General features: G+C 59.4%; 26 protein-coding genes. 12 read left to right on the top strand and 14 right to left on the bottom strand.

Annotated features, from left to right (window positions below):
* Positions 1-125: 125 nt before the first annotated feature.
* The 4 genes from ACP39K_RS20290 to purM all read right to left on the bottom strand — a co-directional run bounded on the left by ACP39K_RS20290 (position 126) and on the right by purM (position 2,880).
* Positions 126-341, bottom strand: a complete 216-nt coding sequence (locus ACP39K_RS20290; RefSeq protein WP_043140451.1) for a hypothetical protein — start codon at positions 339-341, stop codon at positions 126-128.
* Positions 342-539: 198 nt separating this feature from the next.
* Positions 540-1,091 (bottom strand): spermidine N1-acetyltransferase, encoded by a 552-nt coding sequence (gene speG, locus ACP39K_RS20285; protein WP_048794942.1) that lies wholly within the window; start codon positions 1,089-1,091, stop codon positions 540-542.
* 113 nt (positions 1,092-1,204) lie between these two features.
* Positions 1,205-1,843 (bottom strand): phosphoribosylglycinamide formyltransferase, encoded by a 639-nt coding sequence (gene purN, locus ACP39K_RS20280; protein WP_004941635.1) that lies wholly within the window; start codon positions 1,841-1,843, stop codon positions 1,205-1,207.
* Complete coding sequence (gene purM / locus ACP39K_RS20275; RefSeq protein WP_016926726.1) at positions 1,843-2,880, bottom strand: phosphoribosylformylglycinamidine cyclo-ligase; 1,038 nt, start codon at positions 2,878-2,880, stop codon at positions 1,843-1,845. Before purM ends, purN begins: the two co-directional genes overlap by 1 nt.
* Before the next feature lie 255 nt (positions 2,881-3,135).
* Here purM and upp point away from each other — a divergent pair, with 255 nt between their 5' ends.
* Positions 3,136-3,762 (top strand): uracil phosphoribosyltransferase, encoded by a 627-nt coding sequence (gene upp / locus ACP39K_RS20270; RefSeq protein ID WP_004941642.1) that lies wholly within the window; start codon positions 3,136-3,138, stop codon positions 3,760-3,762.
* A 76-nt stretch (positions 3,763-3,838) separates the two neighbouring features.
* Entirely contained in the window at positions 3,839-5,128 is a 1,290-nt protein-coding gene (uraA, locus tag ACP39K_RS20265; protein WP_004941645.1) for a uracil permease, read from the top strand.
* A 47-nt stretch (positions 5,129-5,175) separates the two neighbouring features.
* Here uraA and ACP39K_RS20260 read toward each other — a convergent pair whose 3' ends face one another.
* Positions 5,176-5,424 carry a GlsB/YeaQ/YmgE family stress response membrane protein gene (locus ACP39K_RS20260; RefSeq protein WP_016926728.1) on the bottom strand — a complete coding sequence of 83 codons (249 nt, stop codon included), beginning with the start codon at positions 5,422-5,424 and terminating at the stop codon, positions 5,176-5,178.
* A 33-nt stretch (positions 5,425-5,457) separates the two neighbouring features.
* Positions 5,458-5,973, bottom strand: coding sequence for a hypothetical protein (locus ACP39K_RS20255; protein WP_016926729.1), 516 nt, complete (start codon positions 5,971-5,973; stop codon positions 5,458-5,460).
* Between the two features lie 272 nt (positions 5,974-6,245).
* Between ACP39K_RS20255 and hda the strand changes: the two genes are divergently transcribed.
* Positions 6,246-6,947, top strand: coding sequence for a DnaA inactivator Hda (hda, locus tag ACP39K_RS20250; protein ID WP_025159568.1), 702 nt, complete (start codon positions 6,246-6,248; stop codon positions 6,945-6,947).
* A gap of 48 nt (positions 6,948-6,995) precedes the next feature.
* On the opposite strand, the gene arsC is transcribed toward hda, so the two are convergent.
* Both arsC and bepA read right to left on the bottom strand, forming a co-directional pair.
* Positions 6,996-7,349, bottom strand: a complete 354-nt coding sequence (arsC, locus tag ACP39K_RS20245; protein ID WP_015378717.1) for an arsenate reductase (glutaredoxin) — start codon at positions 7,347-7,349, stop codon at positions 6,996-6,998.
* 20 nt (positions 7,350-7,369) lie between these two features.
* Positions 7,370-8,839, bottom strand: coding sequence for a beta-barrel assembly-enhancing protease (gene bepA, locus ACP39K_RS20240; RefSeq protein WP_004941664.1), 1,470 nt, complete (start codon positions 8,837-8,839; stop codon positions 7,370-7,372).
* A 339-nt stretch (positions 8,840-9,178) separates the two neighbouring features.
* Here bepA and ACP39K_RS20235 point away from each other — a divergent pair, with 339 nt between their 5' ends.
* Entirely contained in the window at positions 9,179-9,718 is a 540-nt protein-coding gene (locus tag ACP39K_RS20235) for an RrF2 family transcriptional regulator (protein ID WP_060445292.1), read from the top strand.
* A 165-nt stretch (positions 9,719-9,883) separates the two neighbouring features.
* Positions 9,884-11,092, top strand: a complete 1,209-nt coding sequence (locus ACP39K_RS20230) for an NAD(P)/FAD-dependent oxidoreductase (protein WP_497008793.1) — start codon at positions 9,884-9,886, stop codon at positions 11,090-11,092.
* A 34-nt stretch (positions 11,093-11,126) separates the two neighbouring features.
* Here ACP39K_RS20230 and ACP39K_RS20225 read toward each other — a convergent pair whose 3' ends face one another.
* The gene (locus tag ACP39K_RS20225; RefSeq protein ID WP_004941672.1) at positions 11,127-11,588 is read right to left on the bottom strand and encodes an Lrp/AsnC family transcriptional regulator; all 462 of its coding nucleotides are present in this window, start codon (positions 11,586-11,588) and stop codon (positions 11,127-11,129) included.
* Between the two features lie 193 nt (positions 11,589-11,781).
* Here ACP39K_RS20225 and ACP39K_RS20220 point away from each other — a divergent pair, with 193 nt between their 5' ends.
* Positions 11,782-12,399, top strand: coding sequence for a LysE family translocator (locus ACP39K_RS20220; RefSeq protein ID WP_004941674.1), 618 nt, complete (start codon positions 11,782-11,784; stop codon positions 12,397-12,399).
* A gap of 2 nt (positions 12,400-12,401) precedes the next feature.
* On the opposite strand, the gene ACP39K_RS20215 is transcribed toward ACP39K_RS20220, so the two are convergent.
* Both ACP39K_RS20215 and ACP39K_RS20210 read right to left on the bottom strand, forming a co-directional pair.
* Complete coding sequence (locus ACP39K_RS20215) at positions 12,402-12,854, bottom strand: GNAT family N-acetyltransferase (protein WP_497008792.1); 453 nt, start codon at positions 12,852-12,854, stop codon at positions 12,402-12,404.
* Positions 12,855-12,897: 43 nt separating this feature from the next.
* Positions 12,898-13,500, bottom strand: coding sequence for an XRE family transcriptional regulator (locus ACP39K_RS20210; RefSeq protein WP_016926734.1), 603 nt, complete (start codon positions 13,498-13,500; stop codon positions 12,898-12,900).
* Between the two features lie 43 nt (positions 13,501-13,543).
* Here ACP39K_RS20210 and ACP39K_RS20205 point away from each other — a divergent pair, with 43 nt between their 5' ends.
* Positions 13,544-14,236, top strand: a complete 693-nt coding sequence (locus tag ACP39K_RS20205) for a B3/B4 domain-containing protein (protein WP_033639670.1) — start codon at positions 13,544-13,546, stop codon at positions 14,234-14,236.
* A 6-nt stretch (positions 14,237-14,242) separates the two neighbouring features.
* Here the strand turns inward: ACP39K_RS20205 and ACP39K_RS20200 are convergent, their stop codons facing one another.
* The gene (locus ACP39K_RS20200; RefSeq protein WP_016926736.1) at positions 14,243-14,458 is read right to left on the bottom strand and encodes a hypothetical protein; all 216 of its coding nucleotides are present in this window, start codon (positions 14,456-14,458) and stop codon (positions 14,243-14,245) included.
* An 855-nt stretch (positions 14,459-15,313) separates the two neighbouring features.
* On the opposite strand from ACP39K_RS20200, the gene ACP39K_RS20195 reads away from it, so the two are divergent.
* The gene (locus ACP39K_RS20195) at positions 15,314-16,390 is read left to right on the top strand and encodes an AI-2E family transporter (RefSeq protein WP_016926738.1); all 1,077 of its coding nucleotides are present in this window, start codon (positions 15,314-15,316) and stop codon (positions 16,388-16,390) included.
* A gap of 44 nt (positions 16,391-16,434) precedes the next feature.
* Here ACP39K_RS20195 and bcp read toward each other — a convergent pair whose 3' ends face one another.
* Positions 16,435-16,899, bottom strand: coding sequence for a thioredoxin-dependent thiol peroxidase (gene bcp / locus ACP39K_RS20190; RefSeq protein WP_015378709.1), 465 nt, complete (start codon positions 16,897-16,899; stop codon positions 16,435-16,437).
* Positions 16,900-16,901: 2 nt separating this feature from the next.
* A complete protein-coding gene (locus ACP39K_RS20185) occupies positions 16,902-17,507 on the bottom strand; it encodes a glycine cleavage system transcriptional repressor (RefSeq protein ID WP_369783268.1) in 606 nt (201 codons plus the stop codon).
* Between the two features lie 110 nt (positions 17,508-17,617).
* Here ACP39K_RS20185 and dapA point away from each other — a divergent pair, with 110 nt between their 5' ends.
* The 4 genes from dapA (at position 17,618) to ypfJ (ending at position 21,531) form a co-directional block, all read left to right on the top strand.
* Complete coding sequence (dapA, locus tag ACP39K_RS20180; RefSeq protein WP_004941701.1) at positions 17,618-18,499, top strand: 4-hydroxy-tetrahydrodipicolinate synthase; 882 nt, start codon at positions 17,618-17,620, stop codon at positions 18,497-18,499.
* 16 nt (positions 18,500-18,515) lie between these two features.
* A complete protein-coding gene (gene bamC, locus ACP39K_RS20175; RefSeq protein WP_015378707.1) occupies positions 18,516-19,568 on the top strand; it encodes an outer membrane protein assembly factor BamC in 1,053 nt (350 codons plus the stop codon).
* A gap of 170 nt (positions 19,569-19,738) precedes the next feature.
* Positions 19,739-20,452, top strand: a complete 714-nt coding sequence (purC, locus tag ACP39K_RS20170; RefSeq protein ID WP_033644003.1) for a phosphoribosylaminoimidazolesuccinocarboxamide synthase — start codon at positions 19,739-19,741, stop codon at positions 20,450-20,452.
* Positions 20,453-20,661: 209 nt separating this feature from the next.
* Positions 20,662-21,531, top strand: coding sequence for a KPN_02809 family neutral zinc metallopeptidase (gene ypfJ / locus ACP39K_RS20165; RefSeq protein WP_048325299.1), 870 nt, complete (start codon positions 20,662-20,664; stop codon positions 21,529-21,531).
* The last annotated feature ends 56 nt before the right edge of the window (positions 21,532-21,587 follow it).

The following is a 21,587-nucleotide window of genomic DNA, read 5'->3' as shown; positions in this document are numbered from 1 at the left end:
CAACAGTTTGAGGTTAGGCACGCTTTGCTCATGCAAATGAGCCAAGGTAAAAAGTACCACTATAGGCCACGGTTGACGGAAATCTAACACCCATATGAACGGCTCTTCGGAGCCGTTTTCTGTTTTTAACGTCCCCGCCCCGAAACCCGCAACACTACCCCCACCAGCAGCAACGCAGCCCCCGAGGCATAGAGCGGGAACCAACGCGTCCACCAGAGTGAGGAAAACAGCGGGGTGCTATTGGGATCTGCGGAGGCGTAGCCGCTATAGGTATTCAGGCCGGCGGCGATGGCGAGCATCGCCAGGCCGATAAAAAGCAGCAGGTTTGAGACGGTCGTCATGGCATTTTTCCTTTGTAGAGGCAGAGGGTAATTCTTACTATTAATTATTGTTCGATTAATTATCTCGGGAAATATTATTTATTTTCGTATTCATCTGGCTATTTCCTGACGATAAAATAATATGCCTTAATACTAGCCGCTTATTTCCCAATAAAAAACCCGCCTGTGCGGGTTTTCTCTTTTTTTTCTCGCGAATTGTCACTTCACCAGCGGCTTATCGCTTGGCGTTTTGAACTTCGCCAGATATTGCGGCTGGAAGATGCACATGCGCAGCACGGTGCGGTATTCGCCGTTGACGAAGAACTCGTCGATCAGCTCGCCTTCCACGTTGAAGCCCAGCTTGCTGTAGATGTGGATCGCCTTCGGGTTCTCCTTATCGACGATCAGGTACAGCTTGTACAGGTTCAGCACCGAGAAACCGTAGTCCATCGCCAGGCGGGCGGCGGTGCTGGCATAGCCTTTGCCCTGGTGGGCGGGATCGATGATGATCTGGAACTCAGCGCGGCGGTGGATGTGATCGATCTCCACCAGCTCTACCAGGCCGACCTTGGCGCCTTCGTGCTCGATGATAAAGCGGCGCTCGCTCTGATCGTGGATGTGTTTGTCGTAGAGATCGGAAAGCTCGACAAAGGCTTCGTAGGGTTCTTCAAACCAATAGCGCATGACGCTGGCGTTGTTGTCCATCTGGTGGACGAACGACAGATCGTCCCGTTCCAATGGGCGTAATCTGACGTTGGCAGTGCTGGACATGTGGGCTCCTCTGTGCCGTGAAATTGTGCAAAGTATAACTTCACAGAATGGATGAAGGCGAAAAAAAACGGCGCCGCGCGGGCGCCGTTTAGGCAAGGTTCAGGCTGCGCGCATCAGTCGGCGGCGTGACCCTGCTCAGGCAGGCGTTCGCCGTCCAGCCAGGCGGCGCCGTCGCGCATCGCCAGGCGGCCGTCGACGAACCAGCTCACCACCAGCGGATAGATCGTGTGTTCCTGGGTTTGCACCCGTTCAACCACGTCATCCTCTTCGTCGTCAGCGAAAATCGGCACCTTGGCCTGCAAGATCACCGGGCCGCCGTCGAGCTGTTCGGTCACGAAGTGCACCGAGGTGCCGTGTTCGCTGTCGCCGTTGTCAATGGCCTGACGGTGGGTATGCAGCCCCGGGTATTTCGGCAGCAGGGAAGGGTGGATGTTCAGCATGCGGCCGGCATAGCGCTGCACGAACTGCGGGCTGAGGATGCGCATGTAGCCGGCCAGCACCACCAGATCGGGCTGGTACTGGTCGATGGCGTCCGCCAATGCGGCGTCGAACGCCGTGCGATCGGCGTAGGCCTTGGCATCCAGCGCCTGGGCGGCGATGCCCGCCGCTTCGGCGCGTTGCAGGCCATAAGCCTGCGCCTTGTTGCTGAACACCGCCACGATTTCGGCGGCGATGCGGCCCTGCTGGCAGGCGTCAATCAGCGCCTGGAGATTGCTCCCCTGGCCGGAGACCAACACCACGATCTTTTTCATCAGTTGATGACCACTTGTTGTTCGTCGGAAGAGGCGGTCAGTTTACCGATTTTCCATGCTTTTTCACCTGCCGCGGTCAGCAGCGCGATGGCCGCTTCCACTTCGGCTTCCGGCAGGGCGATGACCATGCCTACGCCGCAGTTGAAGGTGCGGTACATTTCATGACGGCTGACGTTGCCGGCCTGCTGCAGCCAGGTGAACACCGCCGGCCACTGCCAGCTGGCTTCGTCGATCACCGCCTGCATGCCTTCCGGCAGCACGCGCGGAATGTTTTCCCAGAAGCCGCCGCCGGTGAGGTGAGCGATGGCGTGTACGTCAACCTTCTCGATCAGCTCCAGCACGGACTTCACGTAAATTTTGGTCGGCGCCAGCAGGTGGTCGGCCAGCGGCTTGCCTTCCAGCTGAGTGGCGGTCGGATCGGTGTTGCTCACTTCCAGGATCTTGCGCACCAGCGAGTAGCCGTTGGAGTGCGGGCCGGAAGCGCCCAGGGCGATCAGCGCATCGCCGGACTGCACTTTGCTGCCGTCGATGATCTCGGATTTTTCGACCACGCCGACGCAGAAACCGGCCACGTCGTAGTCTTCGCCGTGGTACATGCCCGGCATTTCAGCGGTTTCGCCGCCGACCAGCGCACAGCCGGACTGTTTGCAGCCTTCGGCGATGCCGGTGATCACGCTGGCCGCGGTGTCCACATCCAGCTTGCCGGTCGCGTAGTAGTCGAGGAAGAAGAGCGGCTCGGCGCCCTGAACCACCAGATCGTTGACGCACATCGCCACCAGATCGATGCCGATGGTGTCGTGGCGTTTCAAATCCATCGCCAGACGCAGTTTGGTGCCCACGCCGTCGGTACCGGAAACCAGCACCGGCTCGCGGTATTTCTGCGGCAACGCACACAGGGCGCCAAACCCGCCCAGACCGCCCATCACTTCCGGGCGACGGGTCTGTTTAACTACACCTTTGATGCGATCTACCAATGCGTTGCCTGCATCGATATCGACACCTGCGTCTTTATAGCTGAGAGAGGTTTTGTCGGTCACTGCGCGATTCCCCACGACGGTTTGCGGTTTGAAAACTGTGCTTCCGATGTTGATTCCGGAATAAGGCGCGGCAATTCTAACAGCGCAGGCAAACGTTTGCGAGCGGCTTGTGAACCGGCTCCGCTTTTTCGTCATCTATACTGATATTCAAACTTTTGTTGATCCCGATCGGGCTATTGTGGGTGGCGCGGCGAAAAAAAGGAGGTATAATCCCGCGATTTTTTTGGCCGCAACCACCTTAATAGGAGAAAAATGATGAAGATCGTTGAGGTGAAACACCCGCTGGTAAAACACAAGCTTGGCCTGATGCGCGAAAATGACATCAGCACCAAACGCTTCCGTGAGCTGGCCTCAGAAGTGGGTAGTTTACTGACCTATGAAGCGACCGCCGATCTGGAGACGGAAAAAGTCACCATCGAAGGCTGGTGCGGGCCAGTTGAAGTGGATCAGATCAAAGGGAAAAAGATTACCGTAGTGCCAATCCTGCGCGCAGGCCTGGGCATGATGGAAGGGGTGCTGGAGCACGTGCCGAGCGCGCGCATCAGCGTGGTGGGCGTATACCGCGACGAAGAAACCCTGGAGCCGGTGCCGTACTTCCAGAAACTGGTTTCCAACATCGAAGAGCGCATGGCGCTGGTCGTCGACCCGATGCTGGCCACCGGCGGTTCGATGATCGCCACTATCGATCTGCTGAAGAAAGCCGGTTGCCACAGCATCAAGGTGCTGGTCCTGGTTGCGGCGCCGGAAGGCATCGCCGCGCTGGAGAAAGCGCATCCGGACGTTGAGCTGTACACCGCCTCCATCGATCAGTGTCTGAACGACAAGGGCTACATCGTGCCTGGCCTGGGCGATGCGGGCGACAAGATATTTGGTACCAAGTAAACATTTGAGCCGACTTAACGAGTCGGCTTTTTTTTGACTAAAACCTATAAAACCAATAAACCGAGGAAAAGCACACATGACCCGTCGCGCCATCGGCGTCAGCGAGCGCCCGCCGCTGCTCCAGACCATTCCGCTCAGCTTCCAGCACCTGTTCGCCATGTTCGGCGCCACCGTGCTGGTGCCTATCCTGTTCAAGATCAACCCGGCAACCGTGCTGTTGTTCAACGGCATCGGCACGCTGCTGTATCTGTTCATCTGTAAAGGCAAGATCCCGGCCTACCTCGGCTCCAGCTTCGCGTTTATCTCGCCGGTGCTGCTGCTGTTGCCGCTCGGTTACGAAGTGGCGTTGGGCGGTTTCATCATGTGCGGCGTGCTGTTCTGCCTGGTGGCGCTGATCGTGAAAAAGGCCGGCACCGGTTGGCTGGACGTGATGTTCCCGCCGGCGGCGATGGGGGCGATCGTCGCCGTCATCGGCCTGGAGCTGGCGGGCGTGGCGGCCAACATGGCGGGCCTGCTGCCGGCGGAAGGCGCCAGCGCCGACTCGACCACCATCACCATTTCGCTGGTGACGCTGGCGGTCACGGTGCTCGGCTCGGTGCTGTTCCGCGGCTTCCTGGCGATTATCCCGATCCTGATCGGCGTGCTGGTGGGCTATGCGCTGTCGTTCTTTATGGGCGTGGTGGATTTGACCCCGATCCGCGAGGCGCACTGGTTCGCACTGCCGACCTTTTACACCCCGCGCTTTGAGTGGTTCGCCATCTTCACCATTCTGCCGGCGGCGCTGGTGGTGATCGCCGAGCACGTCGGCCACCTGGTGGTGACCGCCAACATCGTGAAGAAAGACCTGATCCGCGATCCGGGCCTGCACCGCTCGATGTTCGCCAACGGCATCTCGACGGTATTCTCGGGCTTCTTCGGCTCCACGCCGAATACCACCTACGGCGAGAACATCGGCGTGATGGCCATCACCAAGGTCTACAGCACCTGGGTGATCGGCGGCGCGGCGGTGCTGGCGATCCTGCTGTCCTGCATCGGCAAGCTGGCGGCGGCGATCCAGGCGGTGCCGGTGCCGGTGATGGGCGGCGTTTCCCTGCTGCTGTACGGCGTGATCGGCGCCTCGGGCATTCGCGTGCTGATCGAGTCCAAAGTGGATTACAACAAAGCGCAAAACCTGATTTTAACCTCGGTGATCCTGATTATCGGCGTGAGCGGCGCCAAGGTGCATATCGGCGCGGCGGAGCTGAAAGGCATGGCGCTGGCGACCATCGTCGGCATTGGCTTGAGCCTGCTGTTCAAGGTCATCAGCCTGTTCCGCAAGGAAGAAGAGGTGCTCGACGCGCCGGACGAACCGGCGGAGCAGAAGTAACGAAAAGGGCAGCCCAAGGGCTGCCCTTTTGACTTATGGCATTCGCCTTAGCTGCGAATTTTGCGGTACACGAACAGCACCACGATGGCGCCGATAACCGCCACCACGAAGCTGCCGAAGTTGAAGCCGTCAACCTTGCCGTAGCCGAAGAAGGTGCTGATATAGCCGCCGACCACGGCGCCGATGATCCCCAGCACGACGGTCAGAATAAAGCCGCCGCCGTCTTTGCCGGGCATGATCCACTTAGCCAAAATACCGGCGATCAGGCCGAAGATAATCCAGGAAATAATCCCCATTTACTGCTCCTTTCTTTTGTGGCTGAGAATAGCTTACTGCTGGGTGGCCGGCTGAGTATTGCCGTTCACCGCCGCATCGGTTTCTTGTTTCAACTCTTGCGCTTTGTTTTCGGCGCTGTTTTTGATGGCTTCGGTCTTCGCCTTGGCCTGCTCGGTCAGATCGTTGGCGCCGTTGATGGCGTCGTTTTTGATGGCCTTGGCCTGATCCACCAACTGCTGGCTCTGTTTGCCTGCGTCGTCTTTGATCGCGGCGGCCTTGGCCTTGGCGTCGTTGGTGATGGCGTCCGCCTGCTTGGCGGCGTCTTCTTTAATCGCCGAAGCTTTGTCTTTCAGCTGATCCGCCTGAGTGGCGGCCTCTTTTTTGATTTCATCCGCCGTCGCTTTCGCCTTGTCCGTCAGATCGTCCGCTTTTTTCTGGGCGGCGTCTTTCATCTGCTCGGCGCTGTCTTTGGCTTTATCCAGGTTGGCGTCAACCTTGGACGAGTCATCACAGCCGGCAACCAACAACCCGATAAAGGAGGCCAACAGCACTTTATTCCATACTTTCATCGTCTATATCCTTGCAGAAACCTTGTTGATGGTGATTGCGTTTAGCCTACCTATACTAGGCCAGATTTGGCTTAAATGACAAATTTAACCTGCGCAGGCATGGGGTTAGGGAATTAACTCGGATAATTCTTGCCTTGGCGGGGGCCGCAGCCAATCAAGCGGCGCTTAGGCATTGTTCACTATTGCGGCATAAGATCCAGCCGGTTCAACAGCGCCCGTTTTCTGTGTTAAACTGCCCTCGTTTTTCTGCCAGTTTTGGTTGAGGTGCTTCTCTGAATACGCCGGCACAGCTTTCACTGCCACTTTATCTTCCCGATGATGAAACTTTCGCCAGTTTTTATCCGGGCGAGAACCCATCCCTATTAGCCGCGATCCAATCCGCCGTCCGTCAGGAACATGGCAGCTATATCTATTTCTGGTCGCGTGAAGGCGGCGGGCGCAGCCATTTGCTGCATGCGGCCTGCGCAGAGCTTTCGCAGAAGGGGGAAGCGGTGGGCTATGTGCCGCTCGACAAGCGCGCTTACTTCGTGCCTGAAGTGTTGGACGGCATGGAGCAGCTGGCGCTGGTCTGCATCGATAATATCGAATGCATCGCCGGCGACGAAGAGTGGGAGATGGCGATCTTCAACCTTTACAACCGCATCCTGGAAACCGGCCGCACCCGTTTGTTCATCACCGGGGATCGCCCGCCGCGTCAGCTGAACCTGCGTTTGCCGGATCTGGCTTCGCGTCTGGACTGGGGGCAGATCTACAAGTTGCAGCCGCTGTCGGACGAAGAGAAGCTGCTGGCGCTGCAGCTGCGCGGCAAACTGCGCGGCTTTGAGCTGCCGGAAGACGTGGGCCGCTTCCTGCTGAAACGGCTGGATCGCGAGATGCGCACGCTGTTTATGACTCTCGATCAGCTCGATCGCGCCTCGATCACTGCCCAACGCAAGCTCACCATTCCGTTCGTTAAAGAGATCCTGGGGCTGTAGCCGCTACCGTAAAAGAAAGGGCGCAATAGTCCGCGCCCGAATTCGAATTTACAAAATCTCCAGCACCTGCTCCGGTGGCCGGCCGATGCGCGCCTTGCTGCCTTTCACCACGATCGGTCGTTCGATCAGTTTCGGGTTCGCCGTCATCGCCGCCAGCAGTTGCTCTTCGCTCAGGCTGTCGTCCGCCAGCTTCAATTCCTTATACAGATCTTCTTTTTTGCGCATCAGATCGCGCGCCGATGTGAAGCCCAGTTCCTTCAACAGCTTTTTCAGCTCATCGACCGTAGGGGGCGTATCGAGGTACAGCACCACCTTCGGATCGACGCCGTGCTGTTCCAGCAGCGCCAGGGTTTCACGGCTCTTGGAGCAGCGCGGGTTGTGGTAAATCGTGACGTTTTTCATGGCGTTCATTCCTTGTTGAATCAGCTGCGCTGGTATTGGCGGAAGCGCTGTTGCAGTTGGCGAAGCTGGTCGATGCGCGCATCGTAACGCGCCTGTTTCAGGCTGCCGAGTTTTTGCAGCGAGCTGGCATTGCTGAGCAGGCCGATGGCCTGATCGAGCCGGCCGGTCAGCGCCAGGCTTTCGGCGCGGGCCGACAGCTCTTCATCGCGCAGCCCCTGAGCGGCGCTGGCTTGCGCCAGCAGATCCCAGCCGTTCGGATCGTCCGGATGGGCAAAGGTGTAGCGGTTCAGGATCTTCGACGCCTGCGCCGGTTGGTTGCCTTCGACATAGGCGTTGGCCAGGTTGAGCTGCAGCACCGGGTTGTTGTTCTGGGCGGCGTTGGCCGCCTGCAGGCGTGCGATCGCCTGCGGCGCGCGTTTCTGGCCGAGATCGATGTCGGTCATCAGGTCGATCAGCCAGACGTTTTTCGCATCCTGCGCCAGCATCGGCTGAATGATGTTGCGCGCGTCGTCGTATTTTTTCGCTTCATAGAACAGAATGGCGCGGCCGTATTTGGCGGCCGCCTGTTCGCGCACGTTGCCCTTGCTGAGCGAGCCGAGCAGCTCTTCGTTCAGGCCATAGCCTTCCGAACTGTACATGCCCAGTGCGCGCACCTTGGCCATCAGGTAATCCTGCGAAGACTGCACGATGTGTTTCGGCATCTGGTTGGCGCGGTTGCGCGCGTCTGAGAGGCGGCTGTCCGGCAACGGGTGCGTCAGCAGCATTTCCGGCGGCTTGGAGGCGTAGCGCGACTGATCCGAGAGTTTCTGCAGGAAGTCGGGCATGGCTTCCGGATCGAAACCGGCGCGTTGCAGCACCTGAATGCCGATGCGGTCGGCTTCCTGTTCATTCGATTGGGTAAAGCTGATCATGCCCTGCTGGGTGCCGGCCATGGTGCCGCTCAGCGCCGCCATGCCCATGGTCGGGTTGGCCATCGCCAGCAGAATGGAACCGAGCGCGCCCACCCAGGTCAGCGGGGCGTTGCGCTGTTGATCTTCCATGGCGCGCGCCAGGTGGCGCTGGGTGACGTGCGAGATTTCGTGCGCCAGCACCGAAGCCAGCTGGCTTTCGTTGTCGCTGACGCGGAACAGCGCGGAGTGCAGCACCACGTTGCCGCCGAAGAAGGCGAAGGCGTTGATCTCGTCGTTGCGCACCAGATAGAAATGGAACGGCGTGCGCACCGAATAGGCGCTGGCCACCAGCCGGTTGCCCAGCTGATTGATGTACTGGCTCAGCAGCGGATCGTTGATCAGCGGGGCGCTGGCGCGCAGTTGGCGCACATAGAAATCGCCCATCGCCAGTTCTTGTCCGATGCTCAGGGTGCCGCCGGCGGAGGTGCCCATATCCGGCAACTGGTCCTGGCTTTCCGCCTGTGCTGGCGCCAGGGCGGTGGCGTTCAGCGTGCTGAGCAGCAGCACCGCTAACGCGGTTTTGGTCAACCGGTTGGTCATAGTCAGGCGTTTCCCTTAAATAATCATTTCTAAGACGTCAGCAGCAGACAAGAGTTCTTTATTCCCGCGGCGCAATCCGCGCGAAAGTGCGGCGGCTCACAAACCGCGGCGGCGGCACCCATCACATCATAGTCAGCCGCAGGCGACAAGGAAACGTTAGCCGAGCGCGAATCGAGCAAAAAAGTTTTATTTTTCATTTTGAAGGGCGCTTTTTTGTCGCTGGCGACATGCATTTTTAATAAAACGCAGACAAAGTTAGTCTGTGTTTTATTGACAAGATAAACGCAGACTCATATAGTCTGCGTTATTGAGGATTCACTGACGATCGAAAACGGACATATGGCGTACATCACAACCAGCGTTGAATATGGCATTCACTGCCTGCTGTGGCTGGTCGGCGACAACCAGCGCGCGCTCAGCAGCCGCGAACTCGCCGAGCTGCAAGGCATCTCCCCCAGCTTTCTGGCCAAGATTTTCCCCAAGCTGGAAAAGGCGGGGATCGTCGCCGCCAGCGAAGGGGTGCGCGGCGGTTACCGGCTGGCCCGTCCGGCGGACGAGATCAGTTTTCTGGAAATTATCGACGCCATCGAGGGGCACAAGCCGCTGTTCGATTGCCAGGAGGTGCGCGGGCGCTGTGCGGTGTTCGATGATTCCCCGCCGGATTGGGCGGTCTCCGGCAAATGCGCTATCCATGCGGTGATGCTGCAGGCGGAGAAGGCGATGCGCGATGCGCTGGCGGTGCAGACCCTCGGCGCCGTCGCCGCCCGCTTTGGCCGCAAAGCGCCGCAGGGCTTTTTCGGCGAGGTCAACCTCTGGCTCGACGAGCGTATGACGGAACGCACCGCGCGCAGCGGCAAAACGGCGCGGGCCAAAACCTAATCACCGCCTTTCCTTAAAAAAGCGAAACACACTTTTTTCCCGCCTCTTCGGAAGGGGCGGGCGGGCCTTCTGCACCCTGTTACGGGAGCGGAACGGCATCGTTCATCCGAAAAAACTGCGGGCAGCCTTGTCGCCCGGTTAACCCTGTTATGAAGGAGTCATCCCATGACGCAGAAAATAGTGATTGCCGGTTCCGGTTTTGCCGGTTTTTGGGCCGCCGTGTCCGCCATGCGCGCCATTACCCTTGCCGGTAAGCATGACGATATCGAGGTGCTCATGGTTTCACCGACGCCAACCGTTACCATCCGGCCGCGCCTGTATGAAGCCGTGTTGGAAAACATGAACCCGGACATTTCCGCGCAGCTCGCCGCTGTCGGTGTGCGGCACCTGGCCGGGGTTGTAGAGCGTATCGATGCCGCTGCTAAAACGCTCACGGTGGCGCCGACGACGGGGGAACCCCTTGAGTTGGCCTACGATCGTTTGGTGTGGGCCACCGGCAGCCGGCTGTCCGTGCCTGCGGTGCCGGGCTTTGCCGAATACGGTTTCAACGTCGATACGCTGGAAAGCGCGCAGCGTTTGGGCGCCCATATCAACGCGCTGGCGGCCAAACCCTCGACGCCTGCGCGCAACACCGCTGTGGTGGTGGGCGCGGGGCTGACCGGGCTGGAGAGCGCGGCGGAGATGCCGCAGCGGCTGCGGGATGCGCTGGGCAAAGACGAGAATGTGCGCGTGGTGATCGTCGATAGCGCGCCGGAAGTGGGCGCCGGAATGGGCGCGGAGCCGGGGGCGGTGATTCGCCAGGCGCTGGCGGAGTGCGGCGTGGAAGCGCGGGCCGGCCTGCGCGTCTCGGCTATCGACGCTGAGGGAGTGATGCTGTCGAACGGTGAGCGCATCGCCGCCAACACGGTGATCCTGGCGGCGGGCGTGCGGGCGCATCCGCTGACCGAGCAGATCCCCGGCGAGCGCGACGGCAGCGGCCGGGTGATCGGCGACGCCTTCCTGCGCGCGCCGGCGGCGGCGGGCATTTTCGTGACCGGCGATACGGTGAAGGCGGCGACCGACGATCTCGGTAATCACAACCTGATGACCTGCCAGCATGCGATGAGCCTTGGCCGCGTGGCCGGCCACAATGCGGCGGCGGAGCTGACGGGCTTGCCGACGCACCCGTACAGCCAGCCGAAGTATGTGACCTGTCTGGATCTGGGGCCCTGGGGGGCGCTGTACACCGAAGGCTGGGATCGCCAGGTGCGCTTTACCCGTCAGGCAGGCAAAAAGATTAAGCAGGAGATCAACACGCAGTGGATTTATCCACCGGCGGCGGATCGCGAGGCGCTGTTCGCCATCGCCAATCCGGATTTCGTGATTGTGCCTTAAGGTCGTCAAAACGGGAGCGGCAACGTTCCCGTCGTCATTTTCCCAACGGCAGGAATGAACGCTCCGGCACCACGGTTTTCATCACCAGCGTGGAGCTCAGGCGTTGCACGCCCGGCAGGGCGGAGAGTTTCTCGTCATAAAGCTGCTGAAAGGCGGGCAGATCGCGAGCGATCACGTGCAACAGATAGTCGGGGTCGCCAAACAGCCGTTGTGCCTGCACCACCTGCGGAATGTCCACCATGGCGTTTTCGAAGGTTTCAACGGCGCGGCGATCACCTTCGCGCATGGTGACGAACACCAGGGCGGAAAAGTTATAGCCCAGGCTGCCGGGATCGAGCTGGGCGCGGTAACCCCTGATCACCCCGGACTCCTCTAATGCCCGCACCCGGCGGTGGCAGGGGGACACGCTCAAACCGATCCGCTCGGCCAGCTCGGTCACCGACAAACGGCCGTCGGCCTGCAGTTCAGCAAGAATCTTGCGATCAATCTTATCCATTTGGAAAAATTTCCCCGTTTATGCCGATTTCAGGCAAGTAATTGAAAGCACATTTTAACGTCATGAGGATATTCTTGCCATCTGTTGAACGGTTTTACGGCCGCCGCGGTAGGCGGAGGCCGTTCTTCTTCCACGAGGAAAGCGCAATGGTTCTCTGTTCGGTGTGGCGCGGCGCGTTTGAGAGGGCGCCGGCATGACGCTCGCTCTTTTCGCCGCGTTTTGGGCGGTGTCGATTTTGTTGGTGATCACGCCAGGTATGGATTGGGCCTATGTGATCTCGGCGGGCATTCGCGGCCGGGTGGTGGTGCCCGCCGTCGCCGGCTTGCTGTTTGGCCATCTGCTGATGATTGCGATCGTGGTGGCGGGCGTCGGCGCGCTGCTGGTCGGCAACCCGCTGGCGCTGACGGCGCTCACCTTGCTGGGGGCGGCTTATCTGTTGTGGATCGGTTTCAACATGCTGCTGCACCCGCCGGTGCCCGGCGCCGGTGAAGATCAGCGTTCCGATTCCTGGCTGCGCTGGGCCGGCAAGGGCGTGTGCGTCAGCGGCTTGAACCCCAAGGTGTTTCTGCTGTTTCTGGCGCTGCTGCCGCAGTTTACCGACGCCCGAGCCGAATGGTCGGTGCCGATGCAGATGCTGGCGTTGGGCGTCGTGCATTTGATCAGCTGCGGCCTGGTGTATCTGCTGGTGGGGTTTGGTTCGCAGTCGGTGCTGCGCACTCGCCCGCAGGCCGCGAAGGTGGTGGGGCGCATCTCCGGCGCGGCGATGATCGTGATCGCCCTCGGGCTGTTGGCCGAGCAGGCGCTGAAATAGCGCTACCGTCGGTAAATGTCCGGCCGGGCGATCTGCCAGACAAAGTCGGGGCGGTTGATGGCGCTATAGCCCACTTTTTCGTAGAGCCAGGGGGCGGTGCTGGTGACCAGCATGACTCGCCGCAGCGTCGCCATCAGCGGATGGGCCTGACAGCATTCTGCCAGCCATAGGCCCAGCCCGCTCTTTTGGTACGTTTCCAGCACGTACACGTCGCACAGATAGCCGAAAGTGGCGTAATCGGTGACCAGCCGGGCGAAACCGATCTGCCTGGCCTCGTGATACAAACCGAAGCACAGGCTGTGGGCGAGCGACTGGCGGACGGTCTCTTTATCGATTCCCTCCGCCCATGAAGAACGGGTCAGAAAAGCGTGGATGGCATCAAGATCCAGCAGAACGGGATCGGTGCTGATGAGATAGTCCGCACGCCGCCACTCCCGTGGGGCAGGGGTTGTCATGATGGTTCTTCTCCTGTGCAAGCGTTCAGGTCAGGGCCGCCGTTCAGGCGTGCAATTCGGCGACCGTCATGGTGAAAATCAGCGTGTCTTCGCCTTCGTTGGCGTACCGGTGCGGGCCGTCCGTTTTGGCGACTGCCGAACAGCCCGGCGCAATCATGAGCTCGGTCTGTTCGACGGCCAGGCTCAAGACGCCTTGCTCAACGTGCAGCAGCTCGAAGGTGCCCGTCGGGTGGCCGCCCGATGCATAGGCTTCCCCCGGCGCCATTTCCCACCGCCACAGTTCTATCATGTTCGGGCCTTGGGTGCCCGCGAGCAAACGGGCCGAGCCGCCGCGATCGCCATGCCACAGCGTGGGAATATCTTGGCTTTCAATCAGGAAGGCGGCGGGCGCGCGGGTGACGTTGACGATGTCCGCCACCGACAGACCCAGCGCCGCCGCGAGCTTGCACAGGATGGCGATGCTGGGATTGGCGGCGCCTTTCTCGATCTCCACCAGCATGCCTTTGCTGACGCCCGCCCGGCGCGACAGTTCATCCAGCGATAGCTTTTGGCTTTTTCTTTGTTGCTTGATGCGGTGCGACACCGCTTCGCTGACGGTTTGCACGTCGGCGCCGAACTCGGTCGGTCTGTTGACTTTGGCGTTCATCGGTCAATATTATGAAATAAAATGGTCAATATAGGATTATTCAATGATTTTAGTCGATCCGTCAATCGATCCGGCCGTCGCTGCGCTGGCACCCGGTTTCCGGGCGTTAAGCATTACCGCGGTTGCGGCTCCCATAACCCATCCGGACGTGGGGGCATTGGCGTTGGCGCAAGCCTGTCGCGCCCTCGGCGAGGAAGATGCACCCTGGGCAGAGGCGCATCTCACGGCCTGGCGCGAGGTGTTCATGCAGTTTGGCGCCAAACCCAAGCGTACGCCCTGTTCCGCCGACGCCCTGCGCAAGCGCGCGCTGCGCGACGGCACGATGCCCAGCATCGATCCGGTCGTCGATCTCTATAACGCCGTCAGCATTCGTTATGCCGTGCCGGTGGGGGGCGAGAATATCGCGGCCTATGTCGGCGAGCCGCGGCTGATCGTCGCGGATGGCAGCGAACTGTTTGATACCGTCAAAGAGGGGGCGCTGATCCATGAATCGCCGGAGGCGGGGGAGGTGGTTTGGCGCGACGATCGCGGCGTGACCTGCCGCCGCTGGAATTGGCGCCAGGGGGTCAGAACCCGGTTGAGCGCCGAGGCCGAGCGGATGTGGTTCATCCTGGAGAGCCTGCCGGCGATGCCGTTGGCGGCGCTGCACGAGGCGGGCGACGAATTGATTGCCGGTTTACGGCAAATGATGCCCGGCGTCACGGTAGAGCAACGGCTCATCGGCTGCGCCTCGTAACAGGCTTCAGCACTGGCGGCGGACCAAACCGCTGATCAAATCCAGCGCGTCGTCCGCCGCCGCGATTTCGCTTTCGCTGAGCGCCTGCCGTTCGATGAAGCACTCGATAGCTTCCAACAGGGAGAAGACGCTGATTTCATCCCCTATCTTCACGACTTCGCAAACGCCACGCCCGATCGCCAGACAGATGGCTTCATCAAATTCACACGGTTTGCTGTTCATCTTTTTTCCCCCTACGGCGTTTGGGATGATATCGGCCATGCTACCGGTTTTTGCCCGGCGGCTGTCTGACGAAAATCCCATTTTTTCGTTGGTGCTGACGGGCGCACGAGCGCGGGCATTGGCGAAATTCTGATTTCCTCACCGTGGCCAAATTTCCCTTGTGACCACCGTGCCGGCGCGGTATTGTCGCCAAATGACGACAATACCGCCTCATTGTCCGCATAAAAAATTCATGACGTTATCATCCCTTCATCCCGCTGCCGTGCGGGATTTTTTTATGAGGTTTATCTCAAAGTGCGGATAACCTCGACGCGATCGCTTGCCATGCTCTGAGAATAATCCTAGCTTGAAATAGTCATTTAGGGTTAGCAATCCCTCATGACCTCCTTGTAACACTTGATGCACCAGAACGTTTTCTCCCCCGCTGCGGCGGGGGTTTTTAATGACGTGCATCAGAAAAGGCCGTGAACGTAGAACCGACAGAGTTCGTGACGATAACCAGTTTAAGCATCAGGGGACGGGACAATGAAAAATGATCTGGCGGCGGCGATCGCGATTGGCTGTGTGTTGTTGTTCGCATTGGCGGTCGGTTCGCCCCTTTCTATCGTGACTTCGCTGTAATCTTCCGCGGCCCCGTTCGGGGCCGCTCATCGCGCCAGTCGCCGCGTCTGCGGATTTTTGCGTCGATCGCCTGCCCGCGTGATAAAATCAGCCAGATCGCTGTTGATGTATGGCGAACTTTGAGTACTCTGAGTGCTTTGCATATCCCGCGTGCGCCCATTCTATCTATGCTTTAATCAGGCCTATCACAGGAATCGCCATGCCCGCCCGCCAAATCTCAAGGAGCCCGCTCTGATGCTGGAGATGTTATTACAGTGGTACCGCCGCCGTTTCACCGATCCTCAGGCCATCGCGCTGCTGGTGATCCTGGTTGCCGGGTTCCTTATTCTCTATTTTTTGCACGGCATTCTGACCCCGTTGCTGGTCGCCATCGTGCTGGCGTATCTGCTGGAGTGGCCGACCGCGCGCCTGCAGCGCATCGGCTGTTCGCGCACCTGGGCGGCGAGCGTCATGCTGCTGGTGTTCGCGGGCGTCGCCATGCTGCTGGTGTTTGTCGTCGCGCCGACCGCCTGGCAGCAGGGCATCAATCTGATGAGCGATCTGCCGGGCATGCTCAACCAGTTCTATAACTTCGCCGCGACGCTGCCGAAGCGTTATCCGGCGCTGGTGGATGCCGGCATCATCGACATGATGGCGGAAAACCTGCGCAGCCGGTTGTCCGGCATGGGCGAATCGGTGGTGAAATTCTCGCTGGCGTCGCTGGTCGGCCTGCTGACGTTGGCTATCTATCTGATCCTGGTGCCGATGATGATGTTCTTCCTGCTGAAGGACAAAGAGCAACTGCTGAACGCGGTGCGCCGCGTGCTGCCGCGCAATCGCGGCCTGGCGGGGCAGGTCTGGAACGAGATGAATCAGCAGATCACCAACTACATTCGCGGCAAAGTGCTGGAGATGGTGATTGTCGGCGTGGCGACCTACCTGGTGTTCGCCGTGCTGGACATGCGCTACTCGCTGCTGCTGGCGGTGCTGGTGGGGTTCTCGGTGTTGATCCCCTACATCGGCGCGGTGCTGGTCACCATACCGGTGGTGGTGGTGGCGCTGTTCCAGTGGGGCGTCGGCGCCGATTTCTGGACGCTGATCGTCGCCTATCTGGTGGTGCAGGGGCTGGACGGCAACCTGTTGGTGCCCATTTTGTTCTCCGAAGCGGTCAACCTGCATCCGCTGGTAATTATCCTGTCGGTGATCGTGTTCGGCGGGATGTGGGGCTTTTGGGGCGTGTTTTTCGCCATACCGCTGGCGACGCTGGTGAAGGCGGTGATCCATGCCTGGCCGGATGAACTGCGGGTCGAGGTGGAAGACAAGGCCGACTGACTGGGAAGAAACGAAGCGCAGCAGGCCGCTGCGCTTCGTGAGAATTACTGCTGCAGGTAGTTCAGAACGATGTCGTGGTGATTGGTGGTTTTGAAATCATCAAACACTTTTTCAATCTTGCCATTGGCATCGATCAGGAAACTGATGCGGTGAATACCGTCGTAGGTCTTGCCCATGAAGGTTTTCTCGCCCCACACGCCAAACTGTTGTGACACCTGATGATCTTCATCAGACAACAGCGTGAAGTTGAGCAGCTCCTTTTCGGCGAAGCGCGACAGTTTTTCCGGTTTGTCGGTGCTGATGCCCAGCACTTCGACGCCGACCTTTTTCAATTCGTCCATGTTGTCCCGCAGGCCGCAGGCTTGCACGGTGCAGCCCGGCGTCATCGCCTTCGGATAAAAATAGACCAATACTCGCTGTCCCTGGAAGTCGGCCAAATTAATTTCCTCACCGTCCTGGTCAGGCAAACTAAATTTCGGCGCTGTGTCACCGGCTTTCAATGGGCTCATCACTACTCTCCATCTTTCTCGTCATGCTGTGGATAGTTCACCACGCTAATACTGCCTTGCGCGTTCAATTCTGTACATAGGCGATGGAAGGCTTGCTCAATATTTGAGGCGTCCCGATCGCCGGAGCTGTGGGCGGTGATTTGGATATACAGCTGCGGCGGCAGGTCGCCGTCCGCCGGCTGCGTGCGCGAGACCAGTTCGGCGATATTCATCTGGCTGGAGTCGAACAAATCGGTAAAGCGTTCGATGATGTGCGGCGAGTCCTTCACTTCCACCTGCACCCACACCGTGGCCGGCATCGGCGGCCTTTCGTGCGAGTTTGTGCGCTTCATCACGATCAGCAGATCCAGCTCCGCGCCTTTTTGCGGCAGGGTGGATTCGATCAGGGTGATGGCGTTCCAGCTGCCGGACAGCAGCATGATGAACGTGAACTCCTCTCCCAGCATGGCCAGACGGCTATCTTCGATATTGCATCCGCAACTGCTGACGTGGCGGGTGATGGTATTGACGATTCCGGGGCGGTCGGCGCCGAGCGCGGTAATCACGAGATAGTGTTCGTCTGACTGAGGCAAAATAGCGCTTCCTGTCGTGCTCAATGGGGTTACCATGGTAAACATAAAAAAAACCGCCTGCCAAGCGCTTACAACGCGGTTGTGCGCTTGCTTTTGGATAGGCAGCAAAAGTACCATGAGTGACTTGTTTGTGGAGGGGACGGCCAATGTTTACGGGAAGTATTGTTGCACTGGTTACGCCGATGGACGACAAAGGTGCTGTCGATCGCGCGAGCCTGAAAAAATTGATCGATTATCATGTAGCCAGTGGCACCGCGGCGATCGTTTCCGTAGGGACCACCGGCGAGTCCGCAACGCTTGCCCATGACGAGCACGTTGACGTGGTGCTGCAGACGCTGGAGTTGGCCGACGGCCGCATTCCGGTGATCGCCGGCACCGGCGCCAACGCCACCGCCGAAGCCATCGCGCTCACCACCCGCTTCGCCAACACCGGCGTGGTGGGCTGCCTGACGGTGACGCCGTACTACAATAAGCCGACGCAGGAAGGGCTGTATCAGCACTTCAAGGCGATCGCCGAGAGCACCGAACTGCCGCAGATCCTGTATAACGTGCCTTCGCGCACCGGCTGCGACATGCTGCCGCCGACCATCGCTCGGCTGGCGAAAATCAAGAATATTGTTGCTGTAAAAGAAGCGACGGGGAACTTAAGTCGCGTTAGTCAGATCCAAGTGCTGGTTGACGATGAAGATTTCATTTTGCTGAGCGGCGACGACGCCAGTGGGCTGGACTTCATGCAACTGGGCGGCAAAGGGGTGATTTCCGTGACGGCCAACGTGGCCGCGCGCGAGATGGCGGAACTTTGCGCGCTGGCGGCGCAGGGCAAATTTGCCGAAGCGCGCCGCTTAAATCAGCGCTTGATGCCGTTGCATCAGGATCTATTTGTAGAAGCAAACCCAATTCCGGTGAAGTGGGCCTGTAAGGCGTTGGGATTGATGGCAACCGATACGCTGCGTCTGCCGATGACGCCGTTGAGCGAAGCCGCCCGCCCGGTGGTGGAGCGCGCGCTGAAAAGCGTCGGTTTGCTGTAACTCTAAGGGAAATTTGATGGCTTATTCATTGCAAAAGTCGACGGTAGCAAAAGTAGTGGGCATCTCATTGGTGATGATGCTGGCAGCCTGCAGCAGCGATCAGCGCTACAAGCGCCAGGTCAGCGGCGACGAGGCCTACCTCGACGCGGCTCCGCTCAAGGCGCTGAACGCGCCGTCCGGCATGATCCTGCCGGTGCAGAGCGGCAACTATGACGTGCCGGCCACAACGGTGCAAGGCAACGTCGGCAAGCAGCTGGACATTCGTCCGCCGGTGCAGCCGTTGGCGCTGCTGAGCGGTTCGCGTGCGCAATACGCCGGCGACAGCGGCACGCTGCTGCTGGAAAACAGCCCGCAGAACCAGAACCTGTGGTCGCGCGTGGTCAGCCTGCTGCAGGCGAAGAACATCGCGATCGCTTCCCGCCAGGACGCCGGTCAGACCCTGACCACCGACTGGGTGAAGTGGAACCGTCTGGACGAAGACAACCAGTACGAAGGCCGTTATCAGATCAGCGTGCAGCAGCAGGGCTACCAGCAGGCGCTGGTGGTGAAAAGCGTTGGCCTGCAGCAGCAGGGCAAGACCGAGCAGGTGACCGATCAGTCTGAGATCCAGCGCTACAACGGCATGATGATCAACACCCTGATCGAAGGCCTGGACAAGCAGGATAACCTGGCGAGCAGCCAGACGGCCAGCCGCTTCGGCGCGCTGGACGTGCAGAGCGGCGCCGATGACACCGGCCTGCCGATGCTGGTGGTGCGCGGCCCGTACACCGTAGTGTGGGATCGCCTGCCGCCGGCGCTCGAAAAACTGGGGATGAAAGTGGGTGACCGCAGCCGTCCGCAGGGCACCGTCGCCGTGACCTACAAGTCCCTGAGCAGCAGCGATTGGGATGCGTTGGGCGTCAAGGATCCTGAACTGACGGAAGGCGATTACAAACTGCAGGTCGGCGATCTCAACAACCGCACCAGCCTGCAATTCATCGATCCGAAAGGCAAACCGCTCACCCAGTCGAAAAACGACGCACTGGTGGCGGCATTCCAGTCAGCCTTCAGCAAAACCAGCGTTAACTAATCAAAAAGGGGCTTCGGCCCCTTTTTGTTTTGTCTATACGGTATCGTTTGCGTCGCAGGTTTGGCACAATAGTGTCCGGCACGCCAAAGAATTCATTAGGTCAATTCTATACCCCCTAATTTCGGGCCGCGCTCGGGAGACAACGGGGATACATCACTGGAGTAAGTAAGATGCAAAAGCTAGCTGAGCTGTATCGCGGAAAGGCAAAAACCGTTTACACCACCGAGAATCCCGATCTGTTGGTGTTGGAGTTCCGCAACGATACGTCAGCACTGGATGGTCAGCGCATTGAGCAGTTCGATCGCAAAGGCATGGTGAACAACAAGTTTAACCATTTCATCATGAGCAAACTGGAAGAAGCCGGCATCCCGACCCAGATGGAGCGTCTGCTGTCCGACAACGAAGTGCTGGTGAAGAAGCTGGACATGGTGCCGGTGGAGTGCGTGATCCGCAACCGCGCCGCCGGTTCGCTGGTGAAGCGTCTGGGCATCGAAGAAGGCCTGGTGCTGAACCCGCCGCTGTTCGATCTGTTCCTGAAAAACGATGCCATGCACGATCCGATGGTGAACGAATCCTACTGCGAAACCTTCGGCTGGGTGAGCAAGGAACATCTGGCGCGCATGCGCGAGCTGAGCTACCGCGCCAACGAGGTCTTGACCAAGCTGTTCGATGACGCCGGCCTGATCCTGGTCGACTTCAAACTGGAGTTCGGTCTGTTCAACGGCGAAGTGGTGCTGGGCGATGAGTTCTCGCCGGACGGCAGCCGCCTGTGGGACAAAAACACCCTGGACAAGATGGACAAAGACCGTTTCCGTCAAAGCCTGGGCGGCCTGATCGAAGCCTACGAAGAAGTGGCGCGCCGCATCGGCGTGAAACTCGACTAAGCGTCGGCACCGCCATTCGGGGCGATCCGGCCGGATCGTCCCGCTATTCTGCGTTTTTCCAGAAAATTTCTACATTTCCTCCGCGGCAGACCATTTATAATGATGGATGCGAGATGACTAAAACCTATCCCACTCAGGCTTGAAGCTGCCTTTGCGCTTACGATCGCGGCGCAACTTCAACGAGCAGGGGAAATATCTGGAGTGTATTTATGCGTTGGCAAGGGCGTCGGGAAAGTGACAATGTTGAGGATCGTCGCGGGCAGTCTTCAGGTTTGGGCGGCGGTGGCGGCGGTTTCCGCGTGCCGGTGGGCGGCAAGGGCGGCATCGTCATTCTGGTGGTGGTGCTGGTGGCCGGTTATTACGGCATCGATCTGTCGCCGCTGTTGAACGGCGGTAACGTCGCGCCGCAGGGTCAACAACAGAGCGCCAGCATCAGTCCGAAAGACGATGAGCTGGCCAAATTCACCTCGGTGGTGCTGGCTTCGACCGAGGACAACTGGAAAGAGATTTTCCAGCGCATGGGCAAAACCTATCAACCGCCGAAGCTGGTGATGTATCGCGGCGTGACGCGCACCAGCTGCGGCACCGGTCAGTCGGCGATGGGGCCGTTCTACTGCCCGGGCGACAGAACGGTGTATATCGATCTGTCTTTCTATCAGGACATGAAGACCAAGCTGGGCGCCGGCGGTGATTTCGCTCAGGCCTACGTGGTGGCGCACGAAGTCGGCCACCACGTGCAGAACCTGTTGGGCATCGAGCCGAAGGTGCGCCAGATGCAGCAAGGCGCCAGCCAGGCGGAAGTGAACCGCCTGTCGGTGAAAATGGAGCTGCAGGCGGACTGCTTCGCCGGCGTGTGGGGTAAATACGCCGAGAAGCAGCAGATGCTGGAAGAGGGCGACCTGCAGGCGGCGCTGAACGCCGCGCAGGCGATTGGCGACGATCGGTTGCAGCAGCAGAGCCAGGGCCGCGTTGTGCCGGACAGCTTCACTCACGGCACCTCGCAGCAGCGCTACACCTGGTTTAAACAAGGCTTCGACAGCGGCGATCCCAATACCTGCAACACCTTTGCATCCCGTTAACGCCTCAAGTGCCGGAGCCTGACTCCGGCATTTTTTTCGGATTGAGATACAGCCTT

Source organism: Serratia sp. EC4, from assembly GCF_059652115.1.
The sequence above is the reverse complement of the archived record's forward strand: the minus strand, read 5'-3'. Positions and strand labels throughout refer to the sequence as shown.

What these genes read in the sequence shown, in the direction of transcription:
- ACP39K_RS20290 (WP_043140451.1), bottom strand. Translation starts at nt 341, where the DNA reads ATGACGACCGTCTCAAACCTGCTGCTTTTTATCGGCCTGGCGATGCTC.
- speG (WP_048794942.1), bottom strand. Translation starts at nt 1,091, where the DNA reads ATGTCCAGCACTGCCAACGTCAGATTACGCCCATTGGAACGGGACGAT.
- purN (WP_004941635.1), bottom strand. Translation starts at nt 1,843, where the DNA reads ATGAAAAAGATCGTGGTGTTGGTCTCCGGCCAGGGGAGCAATCTCCAG.
- upp (WP_004941642.1), top strand. Translation starts at nt 3,136, where the DNA reads ATGAAGATCGTTGAGGTGAAACACCCGCTGGTAAAACACAAGCTTGGC.
- uraA (WP_004941645.1), top strand. Translation starts at nt 3,839, where the DNA reads ATGACCCGTCGCGCCATCGGCGTCAGCGAGCGCCCGCCGCTGCTCCAG.
- ACP39K_RS20260 (WP_016926728.1), bottom strand. Translation starts at nt 5,424, where the DNA reads ATGGGGATTATTTCCTGGATTATCTTCGGCCTGATCGCCGGTATTTTG.
- ACP39K_RS20255 (WP_016926729.1), bottom strand. Translation starts at nt 5,973, where the DNA reads ATGAAAGTATGGAATAAAGTGCTGTTGGCCTCCTTTATCGGGTTGTTG.
- arsC (WP_015378717.1), bottom strand. Translation starts at nt 7,349, where the DNA reads ATGAAAAACGTCACGATTTACCACAACCCGCGCTGCTCCAAGAGCCGT.
- bepA (WP_004941664.1), bottom strand. Translation starts at nt 8,839, where the DNA reads ATGACCAACCGGTTGACCAAAACCGCGTTAGCGGTGCTGCTGCTCAGC.
- ACP39K_RS20235 (WP_060445292.1), top strand. Translation starts at nt 9,179, where the DNA reads ATGGCGTACATCACAACCAGCGTTGAATATGGCATTCACTGCCTGCTG.
- ACP39K_RS20230 (WP_497008793.1), top strand. Translation starts at nt 9,884, where the DNA reads ATGACGCAGAAAATAGTGATTGCCGGTTCCGGTTTTGCCGGTTTTTGG.
- ACP39K_RS20225 (WP_004941672.1), bottom strand. Translation starts at nt 11,588, where the DNA reads ATGGATAAGATTGATCGCAAGATTCTTGCTGAACTGCAGGCCGACGGC.
- ACP39K_RS20220 (WP_004941674.1), top strand. Translation starts at nt 11,782, where the DNA reads ATGACGCTCGCTCTTTTCGCCGCGTTTTGGGCGGTGTCGATTTTGTTG.
- ACP39K_RS20215 (WP_497008792.1), bottom strand. Translation starts at nt 12,854, where the DNA reads ATGACAACCCCTGCCCCACGGGAGTGGCGGCGTGCGGACTATCTCATC.
- ACP39K_RS20210 (WP_016926734.1), bottom strand. Translation starts at nt 13,500, where the DNA reads ATGAACGCCAAAGTCAACAGACCGACCGAGTTCGGCGCCGACGTGCAA.
- ACP39K_RS20205 (WP_033639670.1), top strand. Translation starts at nt 13,544, where the DNA reads ATGATTTTAGTCGATCCGTCAATCGATCCGGCCGTCGCTGCGCTGGCA.
- ACP39K_RS20200 (WP_016926736.1), bottom strand. Translation starts at nt 14,458, where the DNA reads ATGAACAGCAAACCGTGTGAATTTGATGAAGCCATCTGTCTGGCGATC.
- ACP39K_RS20195 (WP_016926738.1), top strand. Translation starts at nt 15,314, where the DNA reads ATGCTGGAGATGTTATTACAGTGGTACCGCCGCCGTTTCACCGATCCT.
- bcp (WP_015378709.1), bottom strand. Translation starts at nt 16,899, where the DNA reads ATGAGCCCATTGAAAGCCGGTGACACAGCGCCGAAATTTAGTTTGCCT.
- ACP39K_RS20185 (WP_369783268.1), bottom strand. Translation starts at nt 17,507, where the DNA reads ATGGTAACCCCATTGAGCACGACAGGAAGCGCTATTTTGCCTCAGTCA.
- dapA (WP_004941701.1), top strand. Translation starts at nt 17,618, where the DNA reads ATGTTTACGGGAAGTATTGTTGCACTGGTTACGCCGATGGACGACAAA.
- bamC (WP_015378707.1), top strand. Translation starts at nt 18,516, where the DNA reads ATGGCTTATTCATTGCAAAAGTCGACGGTAGCAAAAGTAGTGGGCATC.
- purC (WP_033644003.1), top strand. Translation starts at nt 19,739, where the DNA reads ATGCAAAAGCTAGCTGAGCTGTATCGCGGAAAGGCAAAAACCGTTTAC.
- ypfJ (WP_048325299.1), top strand. Translation starts at nt 20,662, where the DNA reads ATGCGTTGGCAAGGGCGTCGGGAAAGTGACAATGTTGAGGATCGTCGC.